Genomic DNA, 25,902 nt, shown 5'->3' with positions numbered 1-25,902 from the left:
GACCGCCGGTTCAGCGATGGAGTGCGTCGGTTACTCGACGACCTTCAGCAGCTTGTTGGGCGTGCCCTCGCTGGGGTTGGTGATCTTGTCGGCCGTGGCGCCGTCGGTCAGCGCCGTGGCCACCTGCTCCGGGGTGGCGTCCTGGTGGGCGCCGAGGTAGACCGCCGCGGCGCCGACGACGTGCGGCGTCGCCATGGAGGTACCGGAGATGGTCTTCGTACCCTCGTCGCTGTCGTTCCACGCCGAGGTGATGTCCGAGCCCGGGGCGTAGATGTCCACGATCTGGCCGAAGTTGGAGAACTCCGACTGCGCGTCGTCCTTGGTCGAGGAGGCCACGGTGATGGCTTCCTTGACGCGCGCCGGGGAGCCCTGGCTCGCGTCGGTGGACTCGTTGCCAGCCGCGACGGCGAAGGTGACACCGGAGGCGATCGCCTTGCGGACGGCCTCGTCGAGCGCCTCGTCGGCGCCGCCGCCGAGGCTCATGTTGGCGACGGACGGGCCCTGGTGGTTCTTGGTGACCCAGTCGATGCCCGCGACGACCTGCTCGGTGGTACCTGAGCCGTTGTCGTCGAGGACGCGGACGGCGACGACCTTCGCCTTCTTGGCGACGCCGTGGGCGGCACCGGCGATGGTGCCGGCGACATGGGTGCCGTGGCCGTTGCCGTCGTCTGCGGAGTCGTCGTTGTCGACGGCGTCGAAGCCGTGGGCCGCGCGACCCTCGAAGTCCTTGTGGGAGATACGGACTCCGGTGTCGATGACGTACGCCGTGACACCCTCGCCCGCGCTGTCCGGGTAGGTGTACTTCTTGTCGCCGGCGGTGTCGGCCTGGTCGATCCGGTCCAGACCCCAGGACGGTGGGTTGTCCTGAGTCGCGTTGATCGAGAACTTCTTGTTCTGGACGACCTTGTCGACGGCCGGGTCGGCGGCGAGGCGCTTGGCCTCGGTCTCCGAAAGGCCGCTGGCGGAGAAGCCGTTGACTGCGGAGCTGTAGTTGCGCTGCAGCTTGCCGCCGTACTCCTTGGCCAGGTCCTGCTTGTCGGCCTTCTTGTCCAGCAGCACGATGTAGCTGCCTGCGACGGCACCTTCGGCGTTCGCGCCGTAGATGGTGCCCTGGGCAGGAGTCGCCGCTCCGGCGAAGGACGTGCTGAGTACGGTCACTCCGGCTGCGGCAGCCACGGCGGTTATCGCCGCGGTGAGCTTGATCCTGCTCGCGCGCTTGTGAGTTGCCATGAAGAGGGGTCTCCTCGTCATCATTTGTGGGGGGATTGGCCCGCGGACGGAAAATCTCCGGGGGCTGGTTCGAAACCCTGACCGATTGACGGGCTCAGATCAAGACCTTCATACAGCTGTGACTTAGACAACAAGGTTTCGTAATAAGAAATCGGCCAGGGCCGCACAAGTCCGACTTCGCCCCTCAACCCCCTATACATGTAAGGGGCTTCGATCCTTCTTGTCGGGGATCCGACCGGTCCGAAAGGAGGAGTGAACCGCCCAGCGGGGTCACCGGCGAGCAGGAGGAGAAGGCCTGAATGAGCCCATAACTTCGAAGTGGGGACGACGGCGCCGCGCCGACGTCACGCTCAAGGGACAGGGCTGTCATGGGAAACGCAGGAGGAAGGCCGCGCGGAATCGCCGCGCGGGCCGGCGGCTGGAGTGCGCAGCACCGCTGGGCTGCCGTGGGGATCTGGGTGTTGTTCGTCCTTCTCACCGTGGTGGCCGGTTCTGCCGCGGGCACGGTGGAGCTCAAGGACAGCGATCAGCTGAAGGGTGAGACGACCCAGGCTTCGCGGATCACGGAGGAGGCGGGCGTCGAGGAGCCGGCCGGCGAGAGCGTGCTCGTCCAGGCCAGGAACGACACCACGAAGGCGACCGACCCTGAGTTCCGCAAGGCGGTCGACGCGGTGGTGAAGGCGGTCGGCGGCACCGGTGAAGTAACCGCGGTGACTTCTCCGTACGACACCAAGAGCATTTCCAAGGACGGGCGCAGTGCGCTCGTCCAATTCAATGTGCGCGGTGATCCAGAAACGGCGAGCGACCGGATCGAGCCGGTTCTGCAAGCCGTTGCCAAGGTCCAGGACGCGCACAAGGAGCTGCGGATCGAGGAGATCGGCAGCGCGAGCATGAACAAGACCTTCGACGACGCTTTCGGCGACGACTTCCAGCAGGCGGAGCTCTCGGCGGTGCCGGTCGCGCTCGGCATTCTGCTGATCGCCTTCGGCGCGCTGGTGGCTGCGCTGCTGCCGGTGGCTCTGGCCATCACCGCGATCGTGGCCACGATGGGACTGATGGGTGTCGTCAGCCATCTCCAGCCGATGAGCGATTCAGCAAACTCTGTGATGCTGCTGGTGGGTCTGGCGGTCGGCGTCGACTACTGCCTCTTCTATCTGCGGCGTGAGCGCGAGGAGCGGGCCGCGGGGCGTGACCGGCAGACAGCGATGCAGATAGCCGCGGCGACCAGTGGGCGGGCCGTCATCGTCTCCGGCGTGACGGTGTGCGTGGCCATGGCCGGCATGCTCTTCACCGGGATCGGCGAGTTCAAGTCGATGGGACTGGCCTCGCTGATCGTGGTGGCCGTGGCGATGGTCGGCTCGGTGACGGTGCTGCCGGCGCTGCTCTCGCTGCTCGGTGACCGGGTCGAGAAGGGCCGCATCCCCTTCCTCAACCGCTTGAAGCGCGGCGCCAACGGCACCGGCGGCGAGAGCCGCGTATGGACCTGGGTGCTCGGCGGCGTACTGAAGCGGCCTCTGGTGTCGCTGCTCGTCGCGGCGGGCGCGCTGGTGGCGATCGCGCTGCCCGCGGTCGGCATGAAGACCCAGAGCTTCACGCTGGACCAGGAGTTCGGCGACTCTGTGCCGATCGTGGCGACGTACGAGCGGATCAACGAGGCGTTCCCGGGCGGGGCGGATCCGGCGGAGGTCGTCGTCAAGGCGGACGACATCAACGCGGCGCCGGTACGGCAGGCGATCGCCGAATTCCGTAAGCAGGCGGTGAGTTCGGGCGCGTCCCGTGGCCCGGTCGAGGTCGTGACGCACGATGCGCAGAACCTCGCGTTCGTATACGTACCCCTGGTGGGCGGCTCCGACCAGGACAAGGCGGAGAAGAGCCTGGACATCCTGCGCAACGACGTCCGGCCGGCCACCCTGGGCAAGATCGACGGACTCGAGGCGCCGATCAGCGGCCAGGTCGCGGGGTCGAAGGACTTCAACGACCAGCTCGGTGGGGCGGTGGCGCCGGTCTTCGCCTTCGTGGTGGTGTTCGCCTTCGTACTGATGCTGCTGTCGTTCCGCTCGCTGACGATCGCGATCACGTCGATTGTGCTCAACCTGCTGTCGGTGGGGGCGGCTTACGGCATCCTGACGGCCGTCTTCCAGCACGGCTGGGGCGCGTCGGCGTTCGGCGCGGAGGGCGTGGGCGCGATCATCGCCTGGCTGCCGCTGTTCCTGTTCGTGATCCTGTTCGGGCTCTCGATGGACTATCACGTGTTCGTGGTGTCGCGGATCCGCGAGGGGAAGATGCAGGGGCGCGACACGCGGGACGCGATCACGCACGGAGTGGTGACGACGGCCGGTGTGGTGACGAGCGCGGCGGTCATCATGGTGGCGGTGTTCGCGATCTTCGGCACGCTGTCGATGCAGTCGATGAAGCAGATGGGCGTGGGTCTTGCGGCGGCGGTGCTGATCGACGCGACGATCATCCGCGGGGTGCTGCTCCCGGCGATCATGGCGCTGCTGGGCGAGCGCAACTGGTACTTCCCGAAGTGGCTGCGATGGCTGCCGGATCTGACGCACGACGAGCCGGCGGTCGGTCCGGCGCCGGGGGTCCGGGACCATGACGGCGACGGGCGCCAGTCGCCGGTGCGGGTCTAGCGTCTACGCACGGGGCCCGGGCCCCTGGCTGGGACTCCGGCCCCAGACCCCGGGTCCTCAATCGCCGGACGGGCTTGATTCTCAAGCCCGTCCGGCGATTGAGGACAAAGCAGTGACCTCAGCCCTGCCGGTCGCCGAGCTCCGCCTCGATCAGGTCCGCCGCACGCATCGTGCCCCCCTCCGACGTCTCGGCGCCGGTCGCGGCGACCTTGTCGGCGTACGACGCGGGGATCGCGGCGCATGGCCACGATCACCAGGTACCGGCCGCTGCGTTGCGGCTGGCGTGCGAGCTACGGGCTGCGGAGCCGTGCACTTCGGGTTCGGTTTCCGGGCCGGAGCCTCAGCCGTTGGCCAGGGTGCGGCCGAGGAGGGGCAGCAGGCAGTCCCAGTGGCGTTGCAGCCCGGCGGGGTTGAAGGCGTCGGTGTCGGACATGGTGAAGCCGTGGATGGTGCCGGGGTAGATCTCGGAGGTGTAGCCGACACCTGCGGCATCCAGGGCCTGGTTGAGCTCGCCGAGGGCCTCGGGCGTCATGTCGCCTTCGGCGTGGCCGAGGTGGACCTGGGCGGTGAGCTTGGAGAGGAGGTCGGGCCCGTCGGCGCCGACGGGGCCGTGGAATCCGGCGACGGCGGCCACCTGGCCGGGGTGGGCCGCGGCGGTGCGCATCGCCAGGAGGCCGCCTATGCAGTAGCCGGTCACCGCGACCGGTCCGGCGCCGACCTCGGGCTGGGTGGTGAGGAACCTGAGGTAGGCGTCGGCGTCGCTCAGGACACGTTCGGCGGTGTGCGCCTCGATCAAAGGCATCAGCTGGGCCATGACCTGGGGCCGGACCTCTTCTCCGATGTGCTCGGGAAGTTCGATCACCGGTGCCGGGCCGTGCCGGTAGAAGAGGTTGGGGACGAGCACGTAGTACCCGTGCCCGGCCAGTTCGCGGGCCATCTCCCGCAGCACGGGCCGGATGCCGAAGCCGTCCGCGTACATCAGCACCCCTGGGTGCCGCTCGCCACGGTCGGGGAAGGCGGCGAAGGCGTCGGCCTGACCGTCCGTGGTGGGAATCCGCACTGTCTTGGTGGGCAAGATCTTCCTTCCTTGGAGTTCACTCAATTAACGTTAGTTGCACTAACGTGTTCGGCGCGAGTGAACGTACATCGTTAGTCAGACTAACGCAATGGGTAGGATTGGCGTCATGATCAGAGCCGAAGCCGCGGACATGCCCGACGACGGCGCGCTCAAGACGCCCGACAGGCTGCGTCGGCGGGCGAGCCGCCTGTTGTCGCAGCTGACCATGCGGTCGGACCGGCTGATCACCGAGGGGCTAGCCCGGGCCGACGCCCGCAAGTGGCACTACGCCGTGCTCGCCTCACTGCAGGAGTACGGGCCGTGCAGCCAGGCGGAGCTGAGCAGGCGCTCCGGCATCTACCGCAGCGACATGGTCGGCGTGCTCAACGAACTGGCCGAGCGTGACCTCGTCGAGCGGGCACCGGATCCCGACGACCGGCGCCGTAACGTCATCACGATCTCCACCCAAGGCCGCCGCCACCTACGCCTCCTCGACAAGGTCCTGGACGACCTCCACGACGAACTGCTCGCGCCGCTGAGTCCGGCCGAACGCGACCAGTTCGTGCAGTTGCTCACTCGCTTGCTGGACCACCACACCCGGACCTCCTGAGCCGCGTAGTGGCATCCGGCATCAACGCTGCCCGGGGCGCTGTTTCGCCGCGCAGCGCGAGGGGAACCGGCAACTCGCTCAGGCGCTGCGCCCGTTGGCGGTGACGCCCGCTCAGGCGGAGGTGCTGCGGCTGCTCGCCGAGCGGCAGCCACTCAGCATGTCCGGCCTGGGGGCGCTGCTGGTCTGCGAAAGCGGCAACAATCCGAGCAGGTTGACCGGCTGGTCACCGGCGGGCTCGTACGCCGCGAGGAGGGCAGTCGCGACCGGCGCCATGTGGAGCTGACGCTCACGCCCGCAGGCCATGAGGCGGCACGCGAGGTGGCCGGGATCGAGGCCGGACTCCGTGCGCGCATCGAGGCTGCCGCGGCCGGGCACGACCCGGACGGGGTGCTGGCCTTTCTGCGCACCTTCGTCGCGGGCCGGAGCACGGGGGACGCTGTGGCCCGCCGCGCCGGCCGGGAGCCCGCTCCCGGCGCGACCGCCTCATGCTGACCACTCCCCGGCGCGACCGCCTCACCCTGATACCGCTCCCGGGCGCGAACGCCTCACCCTGGTACCGCTCCCGGCGCGAGCACCTAGCGCTGATAGCGGGCCAGCACCAGATTCCCGTCCTTCACCAGGCGTTTCTCCAGCTCATCGGCGTCGATCGCGCCGCTGTAGTACTCCTGCAGCGCCGGCGTCGCCACCTTGTCCTTCCACTCCGGATAGCCGCGCACCGACTGCGCGGGCGCGGACCGCAGATCCCGCGCGAGCGCCGCGCCGGTGGCCCAGCCGTCCTTCTCGGTGTGCAGCGACGGGTCGGCCAGCGCCTGTGTACCGGTCGGCAGCATCCAGTCGCCCTTCGCCAGCCGCACCATGTTCTGCGGCCCCAGCATGAAGTCGATGAACTGCGCCGCCTCCTTCTTGTACGGACTGTCCTCGGCGACCGAGAGAGTCTGCGGGCTTACTCCCTGGGCCGGGCCATCGGGTCCTGCCGGGGCGGGCAGCACCGTCCATTCGAAGCCCTTGGGCGCCTGCTGCACAATCTGCTGCCGGTACGAGAAGCCGAGCGGGACCATCGCGTACTTGCCACCGAAAAAGCCGGGCAGGGTGTCCGAACCGCCCATGCCGAGGGTGCTGCGCGATGCGCTCCTGTCGGCATTGACCTGGTCGTGGACGGTGCCGGGCACCACCCCGTCGCCGTCCGTGAATCTGATCGTGACCTTGCCGTCGCCGCCGCGGTGGAAGAGCCGACCACCGGCCGACAGACCGAGGTTGAGGGTGAGAGAGACCGGCTCCTTGAGCGGCCAGGCGACACCGTACTTCCCCGGTCCCATCTTCTCCGTCAGAGCCTTGGTGACCTGCCGGAACTCCTCCCAGCTCCACGGCTTCCGGGCGGTCGGGACGCGGATTGGGGAGGAGTCGAGGATCTTCTTGTTGGCGATCAGGACGCGCGGCTCCTGCAGGAAGGGAACGCCGTAGATCCCCTTGCCGAAGGTCGCCGTCTCCCAACTCCGCTGCGGGATGTCGGACTTGAGGCGCTCGGGCAGCAGCTGGCTCAGATCGGCGAGATAGCCGCCGTACGCGAAGTCGGCGAGGTCGTCGGAGGCGTCATGGATGATGTCCGGCGCCTCACCGCCCTCGAAGGAGGTCAGCAGCTGGTCATGGACGCTGTCCCAGCTGCCCTGGACGTACTGGACCTGGATGTCGGGGTGGCTCGCGTTCCACTCCTTCACCAGCTCCTTGTTGGCGTCGACGGACTCCTTCTGCCAGGCCAGGGACTGGAAGCGAAGCGTGATCTTCCCGTCGGAGCCGGAGCCCTGGCCGTCCGTGCAGCCGGTCAGCAGCAGCGCGAGCGCGGCGGTGAGTGCCGTCGGCAGTCGTACGCGCATCACGACTTCACCGCCCCTGCCAGCATGCCGCCCGTGATCCGCTTCTGGATGATCGCGAAGATGACGAGCGAGGGAAGCGTCGCGAGGAACGCGGCAGCGGCGAGCGGGCCCAGGTCGGCGACGCCCTCCGCGCCGAGGAAGTGGGTGAGGACGACCGGCAAGGTCTGCTTCTCCGGGGTCTTGAGCAGGACGAGCGCGAAGAAGAACTCGTTCCATGCGGTGATGAAGGCGAAGAGCGCGGTGGCGACGATGCCGGGCGCGAGCAGCGGTGCGGTGACCGAGACGAGCGTGCGGAGCCTGCCCGCGCCGTCGACGGCCGCGGCCTCCTCCAGCTCGCGCGGCACGGCCCGTACGTATCCGACCAGCATCCAGAGCGCGAACGGCAGCGCCCACACGACGTACACCATGATCAGTCCGAACAGGGTGTCGATCAGATGCAGGTTCTTCAGGATCAGGAACAGCGGAATGATCACCAGGACGAACGGGAACGCCTGGCTGACCACGACCCAGCCGGTGGCGGCGGTGGACAGCCTGCTGCGGTGACGGGCCATGACGTATGCCATCGGCGTGGCGATCACCACGGCGATCAGGGCTGCGGCGAGCGCCGCGATCAGGCTGTTGGCGGCGGCCTGGAGGAGGGGCTGTTCGTCGAAGGCCTGCCGGAAGTTGCCGAGGGTCGGGTCCTCGGGGATCCAGGTGGGGTGCAGGGAGCCCAGTTCGCGCGGCGGCTTGAAGGCGGTGGAGATCAGCCACAGGAAGGGGAACGCGAGGAAAACGAGGTAGCCGAGGAGCGCGAGGTACTGGCCGGCGCGGCCGGACCTGCTGGTGCGCAGTGCCGTCACTTTTCATCACCTCCCTTGAGCCGTCCTACGAGATAGAGGGCGAGCATCACCGAGATCACCGCGACCATGACGCAGCCCATCGCGGCGGCGTACCCGAACTGGCCGTAGCGGAAGGCCTCTTCGTAGGCGAAGAGCATGGGGAGGCGGGTGCGTCCGCCGGGACCGCCGTTGGTGAGCACGTACACCAGCGCGAAGGAGTTGAAATTCCATATGAAGTTGAGCGCGGTGATGGCGAGCGCGACGGGCTTGAGGGCGGGCCAGGTGACGGTGCGGAACCGGCGCCAGGCGCCCGCGCCGTCGAGGGCCGCGGCTTCGTGGAGTTCGTACGGCGTGTTCTGGAGCCCGGCGAGGAGCGCGACGGTGGTCTGCGGCATGCCGGCCCAGATGCCGACGACGATCACGGCGGGCAGCGCGGTGGCGAGTCCGCTCAGCCAGTCCCGGCCGTCTCCGAGGCCCAGGTCGCGGATGGTCTCGTTGAGGATGCCCGCATCGGGGTTGTAGACGAGCCGCCACATGATGGCGACGACGACCTCGGGCATGGCCCAGGGAATGATCGCGAGAGCGCGCGTCAACCAGCGGAAGCGGAGGTTCTGGTTGAGCAGCAGAGCGAGGCCGAGGGCGAGCACGAACTGCGGGACACTCACGCCGACGGCCCAGAGCAGGCCGATGCGGAACGAGTCCCAGAAGAGTGTGTCGTGCGCCAGGTCCTGGAAGTTGAGCGTCCCGATCCACTCGGTGGGCTCGGTGCGGCCGGCCTGGGAATCGGTGAAGGCCAGCGAGATGCCGTAGAGCAGCGGCCCGACGCTCAGCACCAGGATCGGTATCAGGGCAGGCAGTACGAGGAACCAGGCCCCGTGGTCCAGGTGCCTGACGGGCCGCGGCTTGCCGGGCCGCGGCCTGCTGGGCCCCGGCTCTCCGGACCGCGGCGCTGCGCTCGCCAATGTCACGGATTCGACTCCTTCGGGCGGCTCGACCTGGTCCGGCCGCCCCGGCGGCCCCCGTCATCGTGCTGACGGTCCGTCGGTTCGTCAAGGCAGCCTGCACGGATGCGAGACTTTGCCCCCATGGACGAGACACGGGCACGCGAGGTACTGACGGCCGCGGGGCTCCCCTCCGATGCGTCGCTGCTGGCGCTCGGAGAGAACGCGGTGTTCCTGGCGGGCGATGTGGTCGTCAAGGTCGGCCGGGACGCGGAGCTGCTGGCGCGGGCGGAACGCGAACTGGCCGTCGGGGCGTGGCTGTCGGAGGCGGGCGTGCCCGCTGTCCGGCCGGCCGAGCCGAAGGCCCGCCTGGTGGAGGGCCATCCGGTGACGGTCTGGCACCGGCTGCCGGCTGCGGTGCGTCCGGCGGAGGCCGCGGATCTGGCGCGGCTGCTGCGCCTGATCCATGCGCTGCCCTCGCCTTCGTTCGCGCTGCCGCGGCGGCAGTTGCTCGGCGGCGTCGAGCGCTGGCTGCGGCTGGCGGGCGACGCGATCGACCCGGCGGACGCGGCGTACTTGCGCGAGCGCCGCGACGGTTTCGCCGCGGCGGCGTCCACACTGACTCCCCACCTGCCCCCGGGCCCGATCCACGGCGACGCGCTCCCCCGCAACGTCCATGTGGGCCCGGACGGCCCGGTCCTGGTGGACCTGGAGACGTTCTCGGGGGACCTGCGCGAACACGACCTGGTGGTCATGGCGCTGTCCCTCGACCGGTACGGCCTGGCGCCCGATGCGTACGAGTCCTTCACCGTGGAGTACGGCTGGGACGTGCGCGAGTGGGAAGGCTGCGACGTCCTGCGCGGCGCACGCGAAACGGCGAGCTGCGCATGGGTGGCGCAGCATGCCCCGGCAAATCCGAAGGCGCGCGAGGAGTTCGCCCGCCGGGTCGCCTCCCTGCGCCAGGACGCGCGCGGGGTCCGCTGGTATGCGTTCTGACCTGGGCTCAGCTGGTATGCGTTCTGACCTGGGCTCAGCCCGTCGTCGGCACCAGTTCCCGCAACGGCCAGGACGCGTCCACCACCGCCTCGGGGCTGCCCTTCTTCCGCAGGAAGCGCTGGAAGTCCGCCGCCCACTCTGCGTACCAGTCGATCTGACGCTCATGCAGCTCAGCCGGTGTCAGCGCGGCCACCGGAGCATGGCGTTCCGCAATCGCGCAGGCCACCCGCACCGCGGCCAGGGCGTCCGCCGACGCGTCGTGGGCGGCGTCCAGGATCACGCCGTACTCGACGCAGACCGCCTCCAGCGTGCGCTTGCCCTTTCGATACCGGTCGACCGCGCGGTCGATGGTGTACGGATCGATCACCGGGCCGATCGGGCGTCCGGCCAGCCGGTCGCTCAGTGAGGGCAGGCCGTGGCGCTGCAACTCGGCCGTGAGCAGGGTCAGATCGAATGCCGCGTTGTACGCGACGACCGGCACGCCCTGCGCCCAGTACCCCGTCAGCGTCTCCGCGATCTCGTCCGCCACTTCCCGCGCCGGACGCCCTTCCGCCGTCGCCCGTTCGCTGCTGATGCCGTGGATCGCCGACGCCTGCGCGGGGATGCGGATCCCGGGGTCCGCCAGCCACCCCCGCCGCACGGTCTCCCCCGCCCGCACCCCGACGATCGCGGCCGTCACGATCCGCGCCTCCAGCGGCTCCGTGCCCGTCGTCTCCAGATCGAAGCCGACCAGCGGTTCCCCGTGCCAAGCCATCGTGGCCCTCCTTTGTGGTGCGGTGGTGCTTTCCCCCAATGGGTACTCACCCTCCCACGCGCCACTGACAACTCAGGAGACGGGACGTGAGTCCGCCCATACGGACTCGAACTCCTCACGGTATGTCTGAAAGAGTCCGTTCTCACTGTCGTGCCCCGCACGCACGACCGCCCGCCCGCCGCCCCGCAGCACCAGCACCGGCGCCTCCATGCCCCGTGCCCTGCGCAGATAGGACTGAACGACGGCCAGACCGTCGGGACCGTCGCCGTCGACCAGGTAGGCCGTGAAGCGGGGGGTCTCGTCGAAGACCTGGATCTCGAACGCTCCCGGGTCACGCAGACGGGAGCGCACGCGACGCATATGAAGGATGTTCATCTCCACCGTGCGGCTCAACTCCCCCTTCTTGAGGCCAAGTTCGCGCTCCCTGCGCTTGACCGCACTGCTCGCCGGGTTCAGGAAGACAAGGCGGACCCGGCAGCCCGATTCGGCCAGCCGGACCAGGCGGCGTCCTGAGAAGTTCTGGACCAGGAGGTTCAGGCCTATGCCGATCGCGTCGAGGCGGCGCGCACCGCCGAAGAGGTCTTCGGCCGGGAGCTGACGCTGCAGCCGGACCCGGTCGGGGTGGACGGAGACCACGTCCGCGTAGCGGTCGCCGACGAGATCCTCGACCGCGTCGACCGGCAGGCGGTCGGCGGAGGGCACACCCGCACCGCTGTCGAGTATCTCCAGCAGACGGGCGGAGGCGCGCTCGGCCTGGGCGAGGACCGCCTCGTTCAGCGCCCGGTTGCGCGATACGACGTTGCGCGCGACCTCCAGCTCGTCCAGCGCCAGCTCGACGTCGCGCCGGTCGTCGAAGTACGGCTCGAAGCAGGGCCAGTGCTGGACCATCAGTTCGCGCAGCTGAGGAAGGGTGAGGAAGGACAGGACATTGTCGTCCGCCGGATCGAGGAGATAGCCCTTGCGGCGGGAGACCTCCCGCACCGCGACCGCGCGCTGCACCCACTCCTGCCCCGCGGGCCCCGCCGCGGCCACCACCCATTCGTCGCCGTGCACGGGCTCGTAGATGGGGCGCAGCACGGCTGCCACCACGGCCCGCAGTCGCTGCTCCACGAGGTTCAGCCAGATGTACGCCCGCCCGGCACGCTGGGCGCGCGTACGCACTTCGCTCCAGGCGTCCGCGCCCCAGTCCAGTTCCGCCCCGATCTCCATCGGTCTGGCGAGGGAGACCGCTCCGGGCGGGACGTCGGTGGAGTCCCCCTCGTGACCTGCGTCACCGGGGGGTAGCTCCAGCCCTCCCGAGCTCACCCGCGCACCGCCTTCCCAACCCCTTCAACGATCAAGGAAGACTACTCCGCCTGCGGGACACGGTGCAGCCGGATCAGCAGTGTACTTTCCCAACTCCCTTGTCAAATCCGGCCGTTCTGCCAGGCGAGATCTGCCGTAGTGAGCGGATTCATAGCGGTTGCGTCCTGGGGCGACACAACGAACCCGATGTTGACCGCGTCGTCCACCGCTGTCGGGGCCCCTCACCGGCGATACTTTCGGGGAGGATCTGGGCCAAGTGCCCCCCAGCACCCGGAACAGAAGTGGAAGAGTCATATCTATGCAGGTCTGGCCGGGACAGGCGTATCCCCTCGGTGCCACCTACGACGGCGCCGGCACCAACTTCGCGGTGTACTCCGAAGCCGCCCGACGCATTGAGCTGTGCCTGTTGCACGACGACGGCTCCGAGACCGCGGTGGAGCTCCGCGAGACCGACGCGTTCGTACGGCACGCGTATCTGCCGGGCGTGATGCCGGGTCAGCGGTACGGATTCAGGGTCCACGGTCCGTACGCGCCCGAGCGCGGGCAGCGCTGCAACTCCGCGAAGCTGCTCCTCGATCCGTACGCACGTGCGATCAGTGGCAGCATCGACTGGGGCGAGACCGTGTACGGCTACCACTTCGGCAAGCCGGACTCCCGCAACGACCTCGACTCGGCGCCGCACACGATGTCATCGGTCGTGGTCAACCCGTACTTCGACTGGGGCGACGACCGGCCGCCGCGTATCGACTACCACCGGACGGTGATCTACGAGGCACATGTGAAGGGCCTCACGATGCTGCATCCGGAGCTGCCGCAGGAGCTGCGCGGTACGTACGCCGGGCTCGCGCATCCCGCGGTGATCTCGCATCTGACGGAACTGGGCGTCACGACGCTCGAATTGATGCCGGTGCACCAGTTCGTCAACGACCACCGGCTGGTGGACGCGAACCTGAACAACTACTGGGGCTACAACACCATCGGGTTCTTCGCGCCGCACAACGCCTACGCCTCGTGGGGCGACCGGGGCGAGCAGGTGCTGGAGTTCAAGCAGGCGGTGCGGGCGCTGCACCAGGCGGGCATCGAGGTCATCCTCGACGTCGTCTACAACCACACGGCGGAGGGCAATCACCTCGGCCCCACCCTCTCCTTCCGGGGCCTGGACAACGCCTCGTACTACCGGCTGTCCGACGATCCGCGCTACTACACCGACACCACGGGGACCGGAAACTCGCTGCTGATGCGCAGCCCCCATGTGCTCCAGCTGATCATGGATTCGCTGCGCTACTGGGTGACCGAGATGCATGTCGACGGCTTCCGCTTCGACCTCGCGGCGACGCTGGCCCGGCAGTTCCACGAGGTGGACCGGCTGTCGTCGTTCTTCGACCTGGTGCAGCAGGATCCGGTGGTCAGCCAGGTGAAGCTGATCGCCGAGCCGTGGGACGTCGGCGAGGGCGGCTACCAGGTGGGGAACTTCCCGCCGCTGTGGACCGAGTGGAACGGCATGTACCGGGACTGTGTACGGGACCTGTGGCGGGGCGAGCCGCGGACACTCGCGGAGTTCGCCTCCCGGCTGACCGGCTCGTCCGATCTCTACCAGGACGACGGGCGGCGGCCGCTGGCCTCCATCAACTTCACCACCTGCCACGACGGGTTCACCCTGCACGATCTGGTCTCGTACAACGAGAAGCGCAACGAGGCGAACGGCGAGGGCAACCGCGACGGCGAGAGCCACAACCGGTCGTGGAACTGCGGGGCCGAGGGCGATACGGACGACCCCGAGGTGCTCGATCTGCGCGAGCGGCAGATGCGCAACTTCATCGCGACGCTGATGCTCTCCCAGGGTGTGCCGATGCTCAGTCACGGCGACGAGTTCGCGCGTACGCAGGGCGGCAACAACAACGCGTACTGCCAGGACAACGAGGTTTCCTGGGTGCGCTGGCCGGAACCCGGCACGGACCAGGACGGCACGCTGCTGGCCTTCACCCGGGCGATGGTGTGGCTGCGGCGGGACCATCCGGTGTTCCGGCGGCGCAGGTTCTTCCACGGGCGGCCGGTGGAGGGGACGCACGACGAGCTGTCCGACATCGCGTGGTTCACCCCCGAGGGCGAGGAGATGGTCCAGCGGGACTGGCAGGCGGTGCATGCGAAGGCGCTGTCGGTGTTCCTGAACGGCCACGCGATCTCGGAGCCGGGACCGCGGGGTGAGCGGATCGCCGACGACTCGTTCCTGCTGATGTTCAACGCGAGCGCCGAGGATCTGGACTTCGCGGTGCCGGTGAACCACGGAAGGCAGTGGCAGGTGGTCGTGGACACAGCACGCAAGGAGGGGGTCCCGCCGGGCGAGGGCCCGAAGGTGGCGGCCGGGGAGCGGGTGCGGCTGGTGGGGCGGAGCCTGACGGTGCTGCGGCGGCCCGCGTAGCCGCCGGCACGGCAAGGGCCGACAGAGCTCGAGTCGGGGGCCGCCGGGCCGCGCGAGGGTGCTCGTCAGGGTGAGAGCCGGTGCTTCACCGTAGCTGCGGACCATGCGGGGCAGCGGGCGAACGTAGCCCGATCGGCCGATACCGGCGCATGGACCGATGACACAGAAGCGCTCAAGGTGGGTACGTACGTTCGCATGACGCCCACCGCCACCTACCGGCTGCAGATCCAGCCGGACTTCCCGTTCTCGGCCGCCGCGGATGCCGTGCCGTACCTCGCCGAGCTCGGCGTCTCGCATCTGCATCTGTCGCCGGTGCTCGAGGCGGTCCCCGGGTCGACTCACGGCTACGACGTCGTCGACCCCACACGGGTGCGGGAGGAGCTCGGCGGCGAGGCGGGCCTGCGGGAGCTGTCCCGTACGGCGCGCGAACACGGCCTCGGACTGATCCTGGACATCGTCCCGAACCATATGGCGGCGGTGCCGCGCCACAACCTGGCCCTGTGGGAGGTGCTGCGTGAGGGTCCCCTGTCGCCGTACGCCCGCTGGTTCGACATCGACTGGGAGGCGGGCGGCGGGAAGGTGCTGCTCCCGGTGCTCGCGGGCCGGATCGGGGACGAGCTGGGCGAGATGCGGGTCGAGGGGGACGTGCTGCACTACGGCGAGCAGCGCTTCCCGCTGCGCGAGTCCACCGCGAAGCTGCCGCTGCCCGAGCTGCTGGACGCGCAGTGGTACCGGCTGGGCTGGTGGCGGCTTGCCCGGACCGAGCTCAACTACCGGCGGTTCTTCACCATTTCGGATCTGATCGGGGTACGGGTGGAGGATCCGGAGGTCTTCGACGCCACCCACGGAAAGATCCTTGAACTGGTGCGGGACGGGGTCGTCGACGGCCTGCGCATCGACCACCCGGACGGGCTCGCCGACCCCGAGTCGTATCTGCGGCAGCTCGACGAGGCGACGCACGGGGCGTGCTGGACGGTCGTCGAGAAGATCCTCACCGGAGACGAGCGGCTGCCGGAGGGCTGGCCCGTGGCGGGGACGACGGGGTACGACGCGCTGCGTCACGTCGACGGGCTGTTCACCGATCCGGCGGGTGCGGCCGAACTCGTCGGTCAATACCGGGAGTTCGCGGGCCCGGCCGGTGACCGTGGCGGCTACTGGGAGGTGACTGCGCGCCGCGCCGCGTACAAGGTGGTCACGCATGAGCTGGCCGCCGAGACCGAGGCGCTGACCCGCCTGGCGGAGCGGATCTGCTCGGCGGACCCCGCGCTGCGCGACCACGCCCCATGGGCGCTGCGGGCGGCGGTCCGCGAGCTGCTGGTGCGGGTGCCCGTCTACCGCCCGTACCGCATCGGCGGCGAGGAGGCGCTACCGGTGGAAGCGGCGGCCGCGGCGAAGGGGGCCTTCGCGGTGGCCGAGGAGGCCGCGGCCGTCGACGTGGTGCGGGACCTGGCGCTCGGGCGGCTCGGCGAGGCGCCCGACCATGCCGCGTTCCGTGCCCGTTTCGCCCAGACGTCGTCCGCGCTGCGCGCCAAGTCCGTCGAGGACACGGCGTTTTACCGCTACGCGCCGCTGATCTCGGCGAACGAGGTGGGCGGAGACCCGGGGCGGCCGGCGGTGGATCCCGAGGACTTCCATGCGTACTGCGCACGGCTCGCGCGCGACTGGCCCGCCACCGGCACCGTGCTGACCACGCACGACACCAAGCGCAGCGCGGATGTACGGGCCAGGATCGCGGTGCTTTCCGAGTGCCCCGACCGCTGGGCCGACTTCCTGCGGCGCATCACGGAGGAGGCGGCCCGCCTCGATGGCGGGCGCGCGCCCGATCCGCACCTGGCGTGGGTGGCCTGGCAGACCGCTGTCGGGTTCGGCATCCCGAACCACGACAGGCTGGAGACGGCGCTGCTGAAGGCGGTGCGGGAAGCGGGGCTGCACACCAGCTGGACAGAGCCGGACCCGGCGTACGAGCGGGCGGTCACCGCGTTCGTGGGCGCGGGACCGGCGGGGCCGCCGCTGTACTCGGCTGCGCTCTTCGCCCGCGAGCTGGATCCGTATGTACGCGCCAACGCGCTGGGCGCGGCGCTGGTGCAGCTGACCATGCCGGGGGTGCCTGATGTGTACCAGGGCACGGAGCGCCAGTACTTGGCCCTGGTGGACCCGGACAACCGGGGGCCGTTCCGCCAGGGCCCGCCGGACGAGAAGACGGCGGTCACGCAGGCGGCGCTGCGGCTGCGGCGGGAGCGGCAGGAGGTCTTCGGCGAGTCGGGGACGTACACACCACTGACCGCGAGCGGCCCCGCGGCCGGCCACTGCGTGGCGTTCTGCCGCACGGGCGAGGTGGTCACGGCGGTCACCCGGCTGTCGCTGCGACTGTCGCAGACGGGCGGCTGGGCGGGTACGGAACTGACGCTGCCGGAGGGCCGGTGGGCGGATCTGCTCGCGCCGGAACGGGAGTTCGGGGGCGGACCTGTGCCGGTGGCCGAACTGTTCGCGGACCGCCCGGTGGCGCTGCTGAGCCGCGCGACGGTACGGGAGGGATCCGCGGCGAGCGAGTGAGCAGCCGGTCGCGGGCGGGCGGGTCGTCGGCGAGGCGATCGTGACGGGCGGGTCGCGGCGGGCGCGTCCGCCGTGCCCGGCACCCGCCGTGCCACGGTGGCCGGTGCCGCGGCGCCGACTGTGGTCCCGCGCGGACAGATTGGCGCCACGTCGGCTTCAGCGCGCGGTGAGACGGAAACTCATCCGGCCGAAGCCCACCATGTCCCCGTCGTGCACGACGACCGAGCCGGTGACCCGCCGCCCGTTGACTGTGGTGCCGTTGGTCGAGCCGAGGTCGCGCAGGATCCACAGGCTGCCCTGCCTGCTCAGTTCGGCGTGCAGTCGCGAGACCGTGTCATGGCTGAGCCGCAGTCCGTTGGCCGGGTCACGGCCTATCCGCAAGGGGTACGGGCCGGGTTCGGGCAGCAGAAGCGGCGGCAGTTTCTCGGCCTGCCAGGCCCTGCGCAGCCGTACGGAGAACGCGGACACGCGGCCCACCGCGGCGTACAGCCGCCGCGACCAGCGGCCCTCGGTGCCGAGGTCGGCGGTGAGCGCCTGGAGTTCGTCGGGCCGGCGGGCGACCAGGGCGAGTTCCATGCGCCGCATAAAGGTGTCGTGCGACAGCTTGCCCTGGGCCGCGCCCTCTCTGAGCACACCGAGGACACGGTCGCGCTCGGCATCCGAGAGCCGAGCGGGATACGTGTGGAACTCGTAGGAGGACGTCACATACGAGATTGTCGGGCCGAAGACCCCGGAGTGTCCAGATGAAGCGGCTTTCCCGAACACGGTCGCGACATTGCTGACCAGCGCGGAAGCTTTCGTTCCGGTGGGCGGCCGCTACTGTCCGGCCGCAGTCGATCATTCCTGGGGACGGAAATAAGCCCTGGACGGCTCCCCACCCGGCCGTCTAGCGTGATCGCGACGCCACGGACCGACGGAAGGAGGCGAGAGCAGTGCAGACCACACAACTCCCGCGCTCCCGCCCCGTCCACCGCGCGTTCGCTGTCTGACCGGGAGCGCATGCCGCACATCTTCCCGGAGGCTTCTCCCATGACCGAACTGGTCATCCGCGCGCTCACCGAGAGCGACGCACATCTCTTCGACACCCTGCCCGACCCGCTCGGCGTAGGCCGCGCGCTGGCCCGTGCCACGCACCGGCCCTGCTGGAAGCGGGTCGCGCTGCGCGACGGCAAAGCCGTCGCGCGGGCCGCCTGGTGGGGCGGCCCCGATGACGAATCCCCTGTCAACGTCAACTGGTTCGACGTCGCCGAAGGCGAGGAGGAGGCGGGCGCCGAGCTGCTGCGCACCTCCCCGTTCCAGGTCGAGTACGAACTGATCCTGCCCGCCGGCTGGCGCGACCACCCGGCGGCCCGGGCTGCCGGTGAGGCCCGGATCCGAGCCGCGACCGCGGCCGGAATGAAGGTCCTGGTGGAGCGGTACCAGTACCGCTGGACGCCCGAGTGCGGGCTCCCGGAGCGCCCCGGGCGGCTGGAGTTCCGGCCGGAGCCCGACGACGCCGTGGTCCTCGACGTCCTGCGCCGAGTCCACTCCGTCACGCTCGACGCGCACGCGCTGCGCGCCATCGCCGAGGGCGGGCTGGACCGGGCCGCGCAGGAGGAGCTGGACTTCTTCCACTGGTGCCCGTCGCCACGCGAGTGGTGGCAGCTGGCGTACACCGCGGCCGGTGACCTGGTCGGCATCCACGTCCCGGCGCGCAACCCGTCGGGACCGTGCGTCGGCTTCATCGGCGTCGTCCCGGAGCAGCGCGGCAACGGCTATGCGTACGACCTGCTCGTGGAGTGCACCAACTTCCTGGCGGAGCAGGGCGCTGAGTTCATCGCGGGCGCGACCGATCAGGGCAACTTCCCGATGGCCGCGAACTTCGCCAAGGCCGCGCATCCGGTGGTCCAGGAGCGGATCCACTTCCTGCCTGCATCATAGGTATTGATCACGCGCGGGGGTGTCCGTAGGCTCCGGGCACCCCCGAACTGATGGCGAGCGGCCCCCATGATCACGGACGATCCCCGCACGGAGCCGCAGCATCGCGTGGGCGGCGGCTGGATATCCGCTCTCGTACTGGCCAACCTGGGCCTGTTCATGGCCTTTCTCACCCCGATCCAGATACTGCTCGCCGAGCAGATCGACGCGCTCGACCCGTCGGGCAAGGAGGTCGCGCTGGGCTGGGCGACGGGTGTCGGGGCGCTCGTCGCCGTGATCGCCAATCCGCTCGCGGGCGCGCTCTCGGACCGTACGGGCGGGCGCTTCGGGCGCCGTCGGCCGTGGATCCTGGGCGGCGCCGTTCTGGGCGCGGTGGGACTCGCCGTCACCGCGGCGCAGACGACGGTCGTCGGGGTCGCGCTCGGCTGGTGCCTGGCGCAGCTCGGGCTGAACGCCATGCTCGCCGGGACCAACGCGGTGGTGCCCGACCAGGTGCCGGTGCGCCAGCGGGCCGCGGTCTCCGGCTTCATCGGGATACCGATGACGCTGGGTCTGGTGGTCGGCGCGCTCCTGGTGACCATGGTGGTGACGGGGATCGCGACGGGCTATCTGCTGCTGGCTGTGCTGACGGTGCTCTGCGCACTGCCGTTCGTTCTGTTCATGCCGGACCCTCAAGTGCCGGTATCCGCACGGGAGCCGGTGCGGCTGAAGGACTTCTGGGTGAGCCCGCGGGCGTATCCGGACTTCGGCTGGGCCTGGCTCACCCGCTTTCTGGTGATGCTCGGCAATGCCACGGGCACGCTCTATCTGCTGTATTTCCTCAAGGATGCCGTGCACTACTCGGATCCCGACGAGGGCGTGCTGATCCTGACGCTGCTGTACACGGCGGGCGTGGTGGTGACGGCGACGGCGGGCGGGGTGGTCTCGGACCGGCTGGGGCGGCGCAAGGCGCTGGTGGCAGTCGGTTCGGCGGTGATGGCGGCGGCCTCGCTGCTGCTGACGTTCTGGCACACCTGGCCGGTGGCGATGGGCGCCGCGGCGCTGCTGGGACTCGGCTTCGGGTTGTACATCGCGGTCGACCAGGCGCTGATCACGCAGGTGCTGCCGCGGGCAGGCGACCGCGCCAAGGATCTGGGCGTCGTCAATGTCGCCAACTCGGCGCCACAAGTCCTCGGCCCGGCGCTGGCCGCGCCGATCGTCGCGTACGCGGGCGGGTACGCCGGGCTGTATCTGACCTCCACGGTTGTTACGGTCCTCGGCGGGGTGCTGGTGTGGAAGATCCGCTCAGTGCCGTGAGCCGCTCAGTGCCATGAGCCGCTCAGTGCCGTGACTTCTGGGCGGCGATGGCGTCCCGGTACCAGGCGTACGAAGCCTTCGGTGTGCGCTCAAGCGTCTCGTAATCGACGTGGACGAGGCCGAAGCGCTGGGACGCGCCCTCGACCCACTCGATGTTGTCGGTGAGCGACCAGGTGAAGTAGCCGCGTACGTCGACTCCCGCTCCGATCGCCTCGTGCAGCGAGCGCAGATGGGCGTCGAGGAAGGCGATACGACGAGGGTCGTCAAGACCGTCGTACGAGCAGCCGTTCTCGGTGATGTACATCGGCGGCAGGCCGTCGCCGAACCGGTCTTTCAGCTGTACGAGCAGCTCGCGCAGCCCGTCGGGGACGACCGGCCAGCCGAAGTCGGTGCGCTCGTCGCTCTCGATGTCCCGTAGCCCGAAGGGGAGTTCGGCGGGCATGCCGACGCCCGCGAAGTCCCCGAGGGCGTTGTTCGAAGGCGCGCCGACGAGCATCGGGTGGTAGTAGTTCACGCCGTACCAGTCGAGGGGAGCGGAGATGACGGCGAGATCGTCGGCCACCGGTCCCGGCATCAGGGCGGCGAAGTTCTCGTCGGGGTAACGGCCTGTCAGGATCGGGTCGGCGAACAACCAGTTGGTGATCGTGTCGTACAGCTCCGCGCCGAACCGGTCCTCTTCGCTCGTTCCCGCGGTCCACACGGGCGAGTGGGAGACGGCGATGCCGATGTTCTCCGCGCCGGCCGCGCGCAGTGCCTGGACGGCGAGGCCGTGGGCGAGCAGCTGGTGGTGGGCGGCGGGCAGGGCGTCGAAGAGAAGCTGCTTGCCGGGCGCGTGCTCGCCGAGGGCGTAGCCGAGCAGGGTGACCTCGGCCGGCTCGTTGATGGTGATCCACATCGGTACGCGGTCGGCGAGCCGTTCGGCGACCACGGACGCGTATTCGGCGAACCGGGCCGCCGTGTCGCGATTGAGCCAGCCGCCCGCGTCGTCCAGCGGGAGCGGGGTGTCCCAGTGGTAGAGGGTGGGCGCCGGCGTGATGCCGTGGGCGCACAGTTCGTCGACGAGCCGGTCGTAGAAGTCGAGCCCGGCGGCGCTCACCCGGCCGCCGCCGCCGGGGACGACGCGCGGCCAGCTGACCGAGAAGCGGAAGGCGTCCGCGCCGAGCCCGGCGAGCAGGCCGACGTCCTCGCGGTACCGGGCGTGGAAGCCGGTGCCGCGCGAGGCGTCGGCGCCGTCCTTGATCCGGCCCTGGGCGGCGAAGGCATCCCATCCGGAGGGGCCCTTGCCGTCGGTGTCGGCGGCCCCCTCGGTCTGGAAGGCGGAGGCGGACGCGCCCCAGAGGAAGCCGGGCGGGAACGCGGGCAGCGGCGGCATCGACATGGTTGGTGACCTTAATGGCCCCAACGTCACCGCCTCTAGACCCCGATCTTGCCAGGATGGGAGTCGGCAGAGACGACGAGGGGACCGCCAGTGCTGTTCGAGGTGTGGGCGCCGCAGGCCGAGGACCGGGTCGCGCTGTGGCTGGAGGGCGAGGAGCGCCCGATGGTGCGCGCCGAGGGGCGTGCGGGCTGGTGGCACGCGGAGGCCGACGCGGGCGACGGCGCGCGGTACGGCTTCGCGCTGGACGGCGGTCCCGTGCTGCCCGATCCGCGCTCGCGGCGCCAGCCGGAAGGACCGGACGCCCCGAGCGCGGTGGTCGACCAGGGTGCGTACGAGTGGCGTCACGCGTGGGCGGGGCGTGGGCTCGGCGGCGCGTTGCTGTACGAGCTGCACATCGGCACGTACACCCGCGAGGGCACCCTGGACGCTGCTGCCGAACGGCTCGGCGAGCTGGCCGAGTTGGGGATCACACATATCGAGCTGATGCCGTTGTGCCCCTTCCCCGGGGTGCACGGCTGGGGCTACGAGGGCGTGTCGCCGTGGGCTGTGCACGAGCCGTACGGCGGACCCGAGGCACTCAAGCGCTTTGTCGACACGGCGCACGGGCACGGCCTCGGGGTGGTGCTGGACGTGGTCCACAACCACCTCGGTCCGTCGGGGAACCACCTGCCCGCCTTCGGCCCCTACTTCACCGACACTCACCACACGCCGTGGGGTTCGGCAGTCAACCTCGACGCCCCGGGCTCGGACGACGTGCGTGCGTATCTGCTGGGCAGCGCGCTGGCCTGGCTGCTCGACTACCGTCTGGACGGCCTGCGTCTGGACGCGGTGCACGCCCTCGCCGACACCCGGGCGCTGACCTTCCTGGAGGAGCTCTCGACCGCCGTCGACACGATCGCCGGGGAGACCGGCCGGCCGCTGTTCCTGATCGCCGAGTCGGATCTGTGCGACCCGCGGACGACGAGGCCACGCGAGGCGGGGGGCCTCGGTCTGCACGCGCAGTGGAACGACGACTTCCACCACGCCCTGCACACCGTGCTGACCGGCGAATCCCAGGGCTACTACGCCGACTTCGCCACCGCTCCCCTCGCGGCCCTCGCCAAGACCCTCACCCACGTCTTCTTCCACGACGGCACGTACTCGTCCTTCCGCGGCCGTACGCACGGCCGCCCGGTCGATACGACGAGCACCCCCGCATTCCGCTTCCTCGGCTGTGCGCAGACGCACGACCAGATCGGCAACCGGGCGCTGGGCGACCGGCTCTCGGCCACCCTCTCCCCCGGGCTGCTGGCGTGCGCGGCAGCGCTGGTGCTGACCGGGCCCTTCACACCGATGCTGTTCATGGGCGAGGAGTGGGGCGCCCGTACGCCCTGGCAGTTCTTCACCGACCACACCGACCCGGAGCTCGCCGAGGCTGTACGGACCGGCAGGCGGCGGGAGTTCGCGGCGCACGGCTGGGCGGCCGAGCAGATCCCCGACCCGCAGGATCCGCGGACCAGGGAGCACTCATGTCTGGACCGGGCAGAACGGGAGCGGGAGCCGCACGCCCGGCTGCTGGCCTGGCACCGCGAACTGATCGCGCTGCGCCGTACGCAGTCCGATCTGGCCGACCCCGATCTGGCCGCGGTGAAGGTGGCGTACGACGAACAGGCGCGCTGGCTGGCCTTCCGGCGCGGCGATCTGCGGGTCGCGGTCAATCTCGCCAAGGATCCGGCCGCGATTCCACTGGGCGGCGGCGGCCGCGTGCTGGCCGCCTGGGAAACGGTCGAGGCGCCGGGCGCGGACGGCCTGTTGCACCTGCCGCAGGAGTCCTGTGTCGTTCTGGCAGACGACTGAAAACCTTTGCCTTCGAGCGCACTCAAGCTCCTACTGTCGCTGCTATGAGGCAACGGAATCTGGGCAGGACAGGTCTGCGCGTCAGCGAGCTCTGTCTCGGCACGATGAGCTTCGCCGACGACGCGAGCGGACATCGCATCCTCGACGCCTTCACAGAGGCGGGCGGCACCTTCATCGACACCGCCGACATGTACGGGCGCGGCGGCTCGGAGGAGATCCTGGGCCGCTGGCTCAAGGGGCGCAGGCGCGACGACCTGGTCGTCGCGACCAAAGTGTGGGGACGGATGGGCGACGCGCCCAACGACGGCGGGCTGAGCCGCAAGCACATCCTGGCGGCCGTGGAGGCGAGCCTGCGCCGTCTCGGCACGGACTACATCGATCTGTACCAGACGCATGTGTGGGATCCGACGACGCCGATCGAGGAGACTCTCGCCTCGCTCGACACCCTGGTGCAGGCCGGCAAGGTCCGCTATGTGGGCGCCAGCAATGTGTCCGCCTCCCAGTTGCAGCGCTCCCTCGATGTGGCGCGGCACCGTGGGTGGGAGCCCTATGTGTGTCTCCAGCCGCTCTACAACCTGCTGCGCCGCGAGTTGGAGTGGGAACTGGCGCCGCTGTGCGAGGCCGAGGGCGTCGGCGTCATTCCGTGGAGCCCGCTGTCGGGCGGCTGGCTGACCGGCAAGTACCGGCGCGGCATGGAGTCCGTGCCGGCCGACTCCCGGGAGGCCCGGTTCCAGGAGCAGTCGGGGAACGAGGGCTGGCGCGAGCGGGACACCGAGGACACCTGGCGGGTGCTGGACGCGCTGCACGAGGTTGCCGACGAGGCGGGCCGTACGCCGTCGCAGGTGGCGCTGCGCTGGCTGGCGGAGCGGCCGGCGGTGACCGCGCCGATCGTCGGGCCGCGTACGGCCGAGCAGCTGACGGACAATCTGGGCGCGGTCGGCTGGGAGCTGACGGCGGACCAGACCGCGAAGTTGGACGCGGCGAGCGCGCGCCCGCTGCCGTATCCGTACGACATGCTGGCACGCCACAGCCACCACGACCCGCGCTAGAGCGGGCCATCGGGCCCCGAACGCCCTTCCGGCGACCGGGGCCCGGAGGTGGAGCCCGTGCTACTCCACTACTCCACTACTCCACGATCGCCATCTCGCGTGAGGTGGTGTTCAGGCGGCGGCCGCCGTCCTCGGTGACCGTGACGATGTCCTCGATGCGGACGCCGAAGCGCCCGGGGAGATAGACTCCCGGCTCCACGGAGAAACACATGCCGGGCACCAGCGGCCGCCCCTCGCCCTCGATCATGTACGGCGGTTCATGCGTGGTGACGCCGATGCCGTGGCCGGTGCGGTGGATGAACAGGTCCCCGTACCCGGCCTCGTCGATGATCTCGCGGGCGGCGCGGTCGATCTCCTGGCAGGCCACGCCCGGCCGCACGGCCTCGATCCCGGCCCGCTGCGCCTCCTGTACGACGTCGTGGATGTGCTGCTCGGCGGGGCCCGGCTCGCCGACATGGACGGTACGGGAGGTGTCGGAGCCGTAGCCGTGCTTGAGGCCGCCGAAGTCGAGGACGACCATGTCGCCGTGCTCGATGGTGCGGTCACCGGCCTCGTGGTGCGGATTGGCGCCGTTCGGGCCGGAGCCGACGACGGTGAAGTCGACCTGGGAGTGGCCGAAGTGCTTGAGCAGGGCGGCGAGATCAGCCGCGACGTCCGTCTCCTTCCGCCCCGAAAAGCGGATCTTGAGGATCTCCTCGTACGCCGCGTCGGCGGCCGCGCCGGCCGCGGCCAGCCGCTTCAGCTCGGCCGCGTCCTTGACCGCCCGCAGCATCGGCAGCGCTTCGGTGAGCGATACGTACGAAGTTCCCGGCAGTTCCCTCTGCAGGCCGAGCAGATGCATCGCCCAGGCGTTGTCGCTGATGCCGAAGCAACCGTCCACATCGAGCAGCGGCGCGGTGACGCCGTACGGATCCTTGCCGTCGGTCCAGTCCCGCAGGGTCAGCGCGGCCGCGCCCGGGGCCCGCTCGGCGTCCGGGGCCTCCAGGGTGGGGACGACGAGCACCGGATCCTGGCCAGCCGCAAGGACGAGGAGGGTCAGCCGCTCGGTGATCGCGGGCCGGTAGCCGGTGAGGTACGTGAGGTCGGGGCCGGGCGCGACCAGCACTCCGGCGAGCCCCGCGTCAGTCGCGGAGTCGGCGGCGCGGACCATCCGGGCCTGGTAGTCAGCGGCGGTGAAGGGCGCGGGCGTCGTGGGCATGGGGCCATCCTGCCCGCAGCTCGTGGGGCGCGCGA

The 25,902-nt window shown here is 70.1% G+C and carries 21 protein-coding genes; 11 read left to right on the top strand and 10 right to left on the bottom strand.

The genetic code is table 11. The annotated features are described in order from the left end of the window. Window positions 1-30 precede the first annotated feature (30 nt). Window positions 31-1,230, bottom strand: coding sequence for a S8 family peptidase (locus ACH492_RS00900; protein ID WP_398981398.1), 1,200 nt, complete (start codon window positions 1,228-1,230; stop codon window positions 31-33). A 368-nt stretch (window positions 1,231-1,598) separates the two neighbouring features. On the opposite strand from ACH492_RS00900, the gene ACH492_RS00895 reads away from it, so the two are divergent. Continuing rightward, window positions 1,599-3,866, top strand: a complete 2,268-nt coding sequence (locus ACH492_RS00895; protein ID WP_398981396.1) for an MMPL family transporter — start codon at window positions 1,599-1,601, stop codon at window positions 3,864-3,866. 340 nt (window positions 3,867-4,206) lie between these two features. Here the strand turns inward: ACH492_RS00895 and ACH492_RS00890 are convergent, their stop codons facing one another. Beyond that, window positions 4,207-4,941, bottom strand: a complete 735-nt coding sequence (locus ACH492_RS00890) for a dienelactone hydrolase family protein (protein ID WP_398981394.1) — start codon at window positions 4,939-4,941, stop codon at window positions 4,207-4,209. Between the two features lie 109 nt (window positions 4,942-5,050). Between ACH492_RS00890 and ACH492_RS00885 the strand changes: the two genes are divergently transcribed. The 3 genes from ACH492_RS00885 (at window position 5,051) to ACH492_RS00875 (ending at window position 6,025) form a co-directional block, all read left to right on the top strand. Continuing rightward, on the top strand, window positions 5,051-5,533 hold the full coding sequence (locus tag ACH492_RS00885; RefSeq protein WP_398981392.1) for a MarR family winged helix-turn-helix transcriptional regulator: 483 nt from the start codon (window positions 5,051-5,053) through the stop codon (window positions 5,531-5,533). A gap of 94 nt (window positions 5,534-5,627) precedes the next feature. Next, a complete protein-coding gene (locus ACH492_RS00880) occupies window positions 5,628-5,816 on the top strand; it encodes a hypothetical protein (protein WP_398981390.1) in 189 nt (62 codons plus the stop codon). Beyond that, window positions 5,807-6,025 carry a hypothetical protein gene (locus ACH492_RS00875; RefSeq protein WP_398981388.1) on the top strand — a complete coding sequence of 73 codons (219 nt, stop codon included), beginning with the start codon at window positions 5,807-5,809 and terminating at the stop codon, window positions 6,023-6,025. The genes ACH492_RS00880 and ACH492_RS00875 overlap by 10 nt, the downstream gene beginning before the upstream one ends. A gap of 83 nt (window positions 6,026-6,108) precedes the next feature. Here the strand turns inward: ACH492_RS00875 and ACH492_RS00870 are convergent, their stop codons facing one another. The 3 genes from ACH492_RS00870 to ACH492_RS00860 are packed head-to-tail and all read right to left on the bottom strand — an operon-like array spanning window position 6,109 to window position 9,187. Then, window positions 6,109-7,404, bottom strand: a complete 1,296-nt coding sequence (locus ACH492_RS00870; RefSeq protein WP_398981386.1) for an ABC transporter substrate-binding protein — start codon at window positions 7,402-7,404, stop codon at window positions 6,109-6,111. Beyond that, the gene (locus tag ACH492_RS00865) at window positions 7,404-8,246 is read right to left on the bottom strand and encodes a carbohydrate ABC transporter permease (RefSeq protein ID WP_398981384.1); all 843 of its coding nucleotides are present in this window, start codon (window positions 8,244-8,246) and stop codon (window positions 7,404-7,406) included. Before ACH492_RS00865 ends, ACH492_RS00870 begins: the two co-directional genes overlap by 1 nt. After that, window positions 8,243-9,187 (bottom strand): carbohydrate ABC transporter permease, encoded by a 945-nt coding sequence (locus tag ACH492_RS00860; RefSeq protein ID WP_398983214.1) that lies wholly within the window; start codon window positions 9,185-9,187, stop codon window positions 8,243-8,245. Before ACH492_RS00860 ends, ACH492_RS00865 begins: the two co-directional genes overlap by 4 nt. 123 nt (window positions 9,188-9,310) lie before the next feature. Between ACH492_RS00860 and ACH492_RS00855 the strand changes: the two genes are divergently transcribed. Beyond that, window positions 9,311-10,162 carry a phosphotransferase enzyme family protein gene (locus ACH492_RS00855; RefSeq protein ID WP_398981382.1) on the top strand — a complete coding sequence of 284 codons (852 nt, stop codon included), beginning with the start codon at window positions 9,311-9,313 and terminating at the stop codon, window positions 10,160-10,162. Between the two features lie 34 nt (window positions 10,163-10,196). Here the strand turns inward: ACH492_RS00855 and ACH492_RS00850 are convergent, their stop codons facing one another. Together ACH492_RS00850 and ACH492_RS00845 are read right to left on the bottom strand one after the other, a co-directional pair. Continuing rightward, the gene (locus tag ACH492_RS00850; RefSeq protein WP_398981380.1) at window positions 10,197-10,916 is read right to left on the bottom strand and encodes a 3'-5' exonuclease; all 720 of its coding nucleotides are present in this window, start codon (window positions 10,914-10,916) and stop codon (window positions 10,197-10,199) included. A gap of 72 nt (window positions 10,917-10,988) precedes the next feature. Beyond that, window positions 10,989-12,221 (bottom strand): SAV2148 family HEPN domain-containing protein, encoded by a 1,233-nt coding sequence (locus tag ACH492_RS00845; RefSeq protein ID WP_398981378.1) that lies wholly within the window; start codon window positions 12,219-12,221, stop codon window positions 10,989-10,991. 298 nt (window positions 12,222-12,519) lie between these two features. Here ACH492_RS00845 and glgX point away from each other — a divergent pair, with 298 nt between their 5' ends. Together glgX and treY are read left to right on the top strand one after the other, a co-directional pair. Further along, window positions 12,520-14,640 (top strand): glycogen debranching protein GlgX, encoded by a 2,121-nt coding sequence (gene glgX / locus ACH492_RS00840; protein ID WP_398981376.1) that lies wholly within the window; start codon window positions 12,520-12,522, stop codon window positions 14,638-14,640. A 195-nt stretch (window positions 14,641-14,835) separates the two neighbouring features. After that, window positions 14,836-17,193, top strand: a complete 2,358-nt coding sequence (gene treY, locus ACH492_RS00835; protein WP_398981374.1) for a malto-oligosyltrehalose synthase — start codon at window positions 14,836-14,838, stop codon at window positions 17,191-17,193. A gap of 156 nt (window positions 17,194-17,349) precedes the next feature. Here treY and ACH492_RS00830 read toward each other — a convergent pair whose 3' ends face one another. Continuing rightward, window positions 17,350-17,898 (bottom strand): DUF1707 and FHA domain-containing protein, encoded by a 549-nt coding sequence (locus ACH492_RS00830; protein WP_398981372.1) that lies wholly within the window; start codon window positions 17,896-17,898, stop codon window positions 17,350-17,352. Between the two features lie 324 nt (window positions 17,899-18,222). On the opposite strand from ACH492_RS00830, the gene ACH492_RS00825 reads away from it, so the two are divergent. Next, window positions 18,223-19,113 (top strand): GNAT family N-acetyltransferase, encoded by an 891-nt coding sequence (locus tag ACH492_RS00825; RefSeq protein WP_398981370.1) that lies wholly within the window; start codon window positions 18,223-18,225, stop codon window positions 19,111-19,113. 66 nt (window positions 19,114-19,179) lie between these two features. Continuing rightward, window positions 19,180-20,406 (top strand): MFS transporter, encoded by a 1,227-nt coding sequence (locus tag ACH492_RS00820; RefSeq protein WP_398981368.1) that lies wholly within the window; start codon window positions 19,180-19,182, stop codon window positions 20,404-20,406. Window positions 20,407-20,428: 22 nt separating this feature from the next. Here ACH492_RS00820 and ACH492_RS00815 read toward each other — a convergent pair whose 3' ends face one another. Then, a complete protein-coding gene (locus tag ACH492_RS00815; RefSeq protein ID WP_398981366.1) occupies window positions 20,429-21,784 on the bottom strand; it encodes a GH1 family beta-glucosidase in 1,356 nt (451 codons plus the stop codon). Window positions 21,785-21,874: 90 nt separating this feature from the next. Between ACH492_RS00815 and treZ the strand changes: the two genes are divergently transcribed. Both treZ and ACH492_RS00805 read left to right on the top strand, forming a co-directional pair. Further along, window positions 21,875-23,620, top strand: a complete 1,746-nt coding sequence (gene treZ, locus ACH492_RS00810; protein WP_398981364.1) for a malto-oligosyltrehalose trehalohydrolase — start codon at window positions 21,875-21,877, stop codon at window positions 23,618-23,620. Window positions 23,621-23,664: 44 nt separating this feature from the next. Continuing rightward, on the top strand, window positions 23,665-24,669 hold the full coding sequence (locus ACH492_RS00805; RefSeq protein WP_398981362.1) for an aldo/keto reductase: 1,005 nt from the start codon (window positions 23,665-23,667) through the stop codon (window positions 24,667-24,669). A gap of 76 nt (window positions 24,670-24,745) precedes the next feature. Here the strand turns inward: ACH492_RS00805 and ACH492_RS00800 are convergent, their stop codons facing one another. Beyond that, window positions 24,746-25,867: an aminopeptidase P family protein gene (locus ACH492_RS00800; RefSeq protein WP_398981360.1), complete on the bottom strand. Its 1,122-nt coding sequence runs from the start codon at window positions 25,865-25,867 to the stop codon at window positions 24,746-24,748. Window positions 25,868-25,902 lie beyond the last annotated feature (35 nt).

This window comes from Streptomyces sp. NPDC019443, assembly GCF_044389785.1.
Classification (GTDB): Bacteria; Actinomycetota; Actinomycetes; order Streptomycetales; family Streptomycetaceae; genus Streptomyces.
This window is presented reverse-complemented; position numbering and strand designations above follow the sequence as displayed.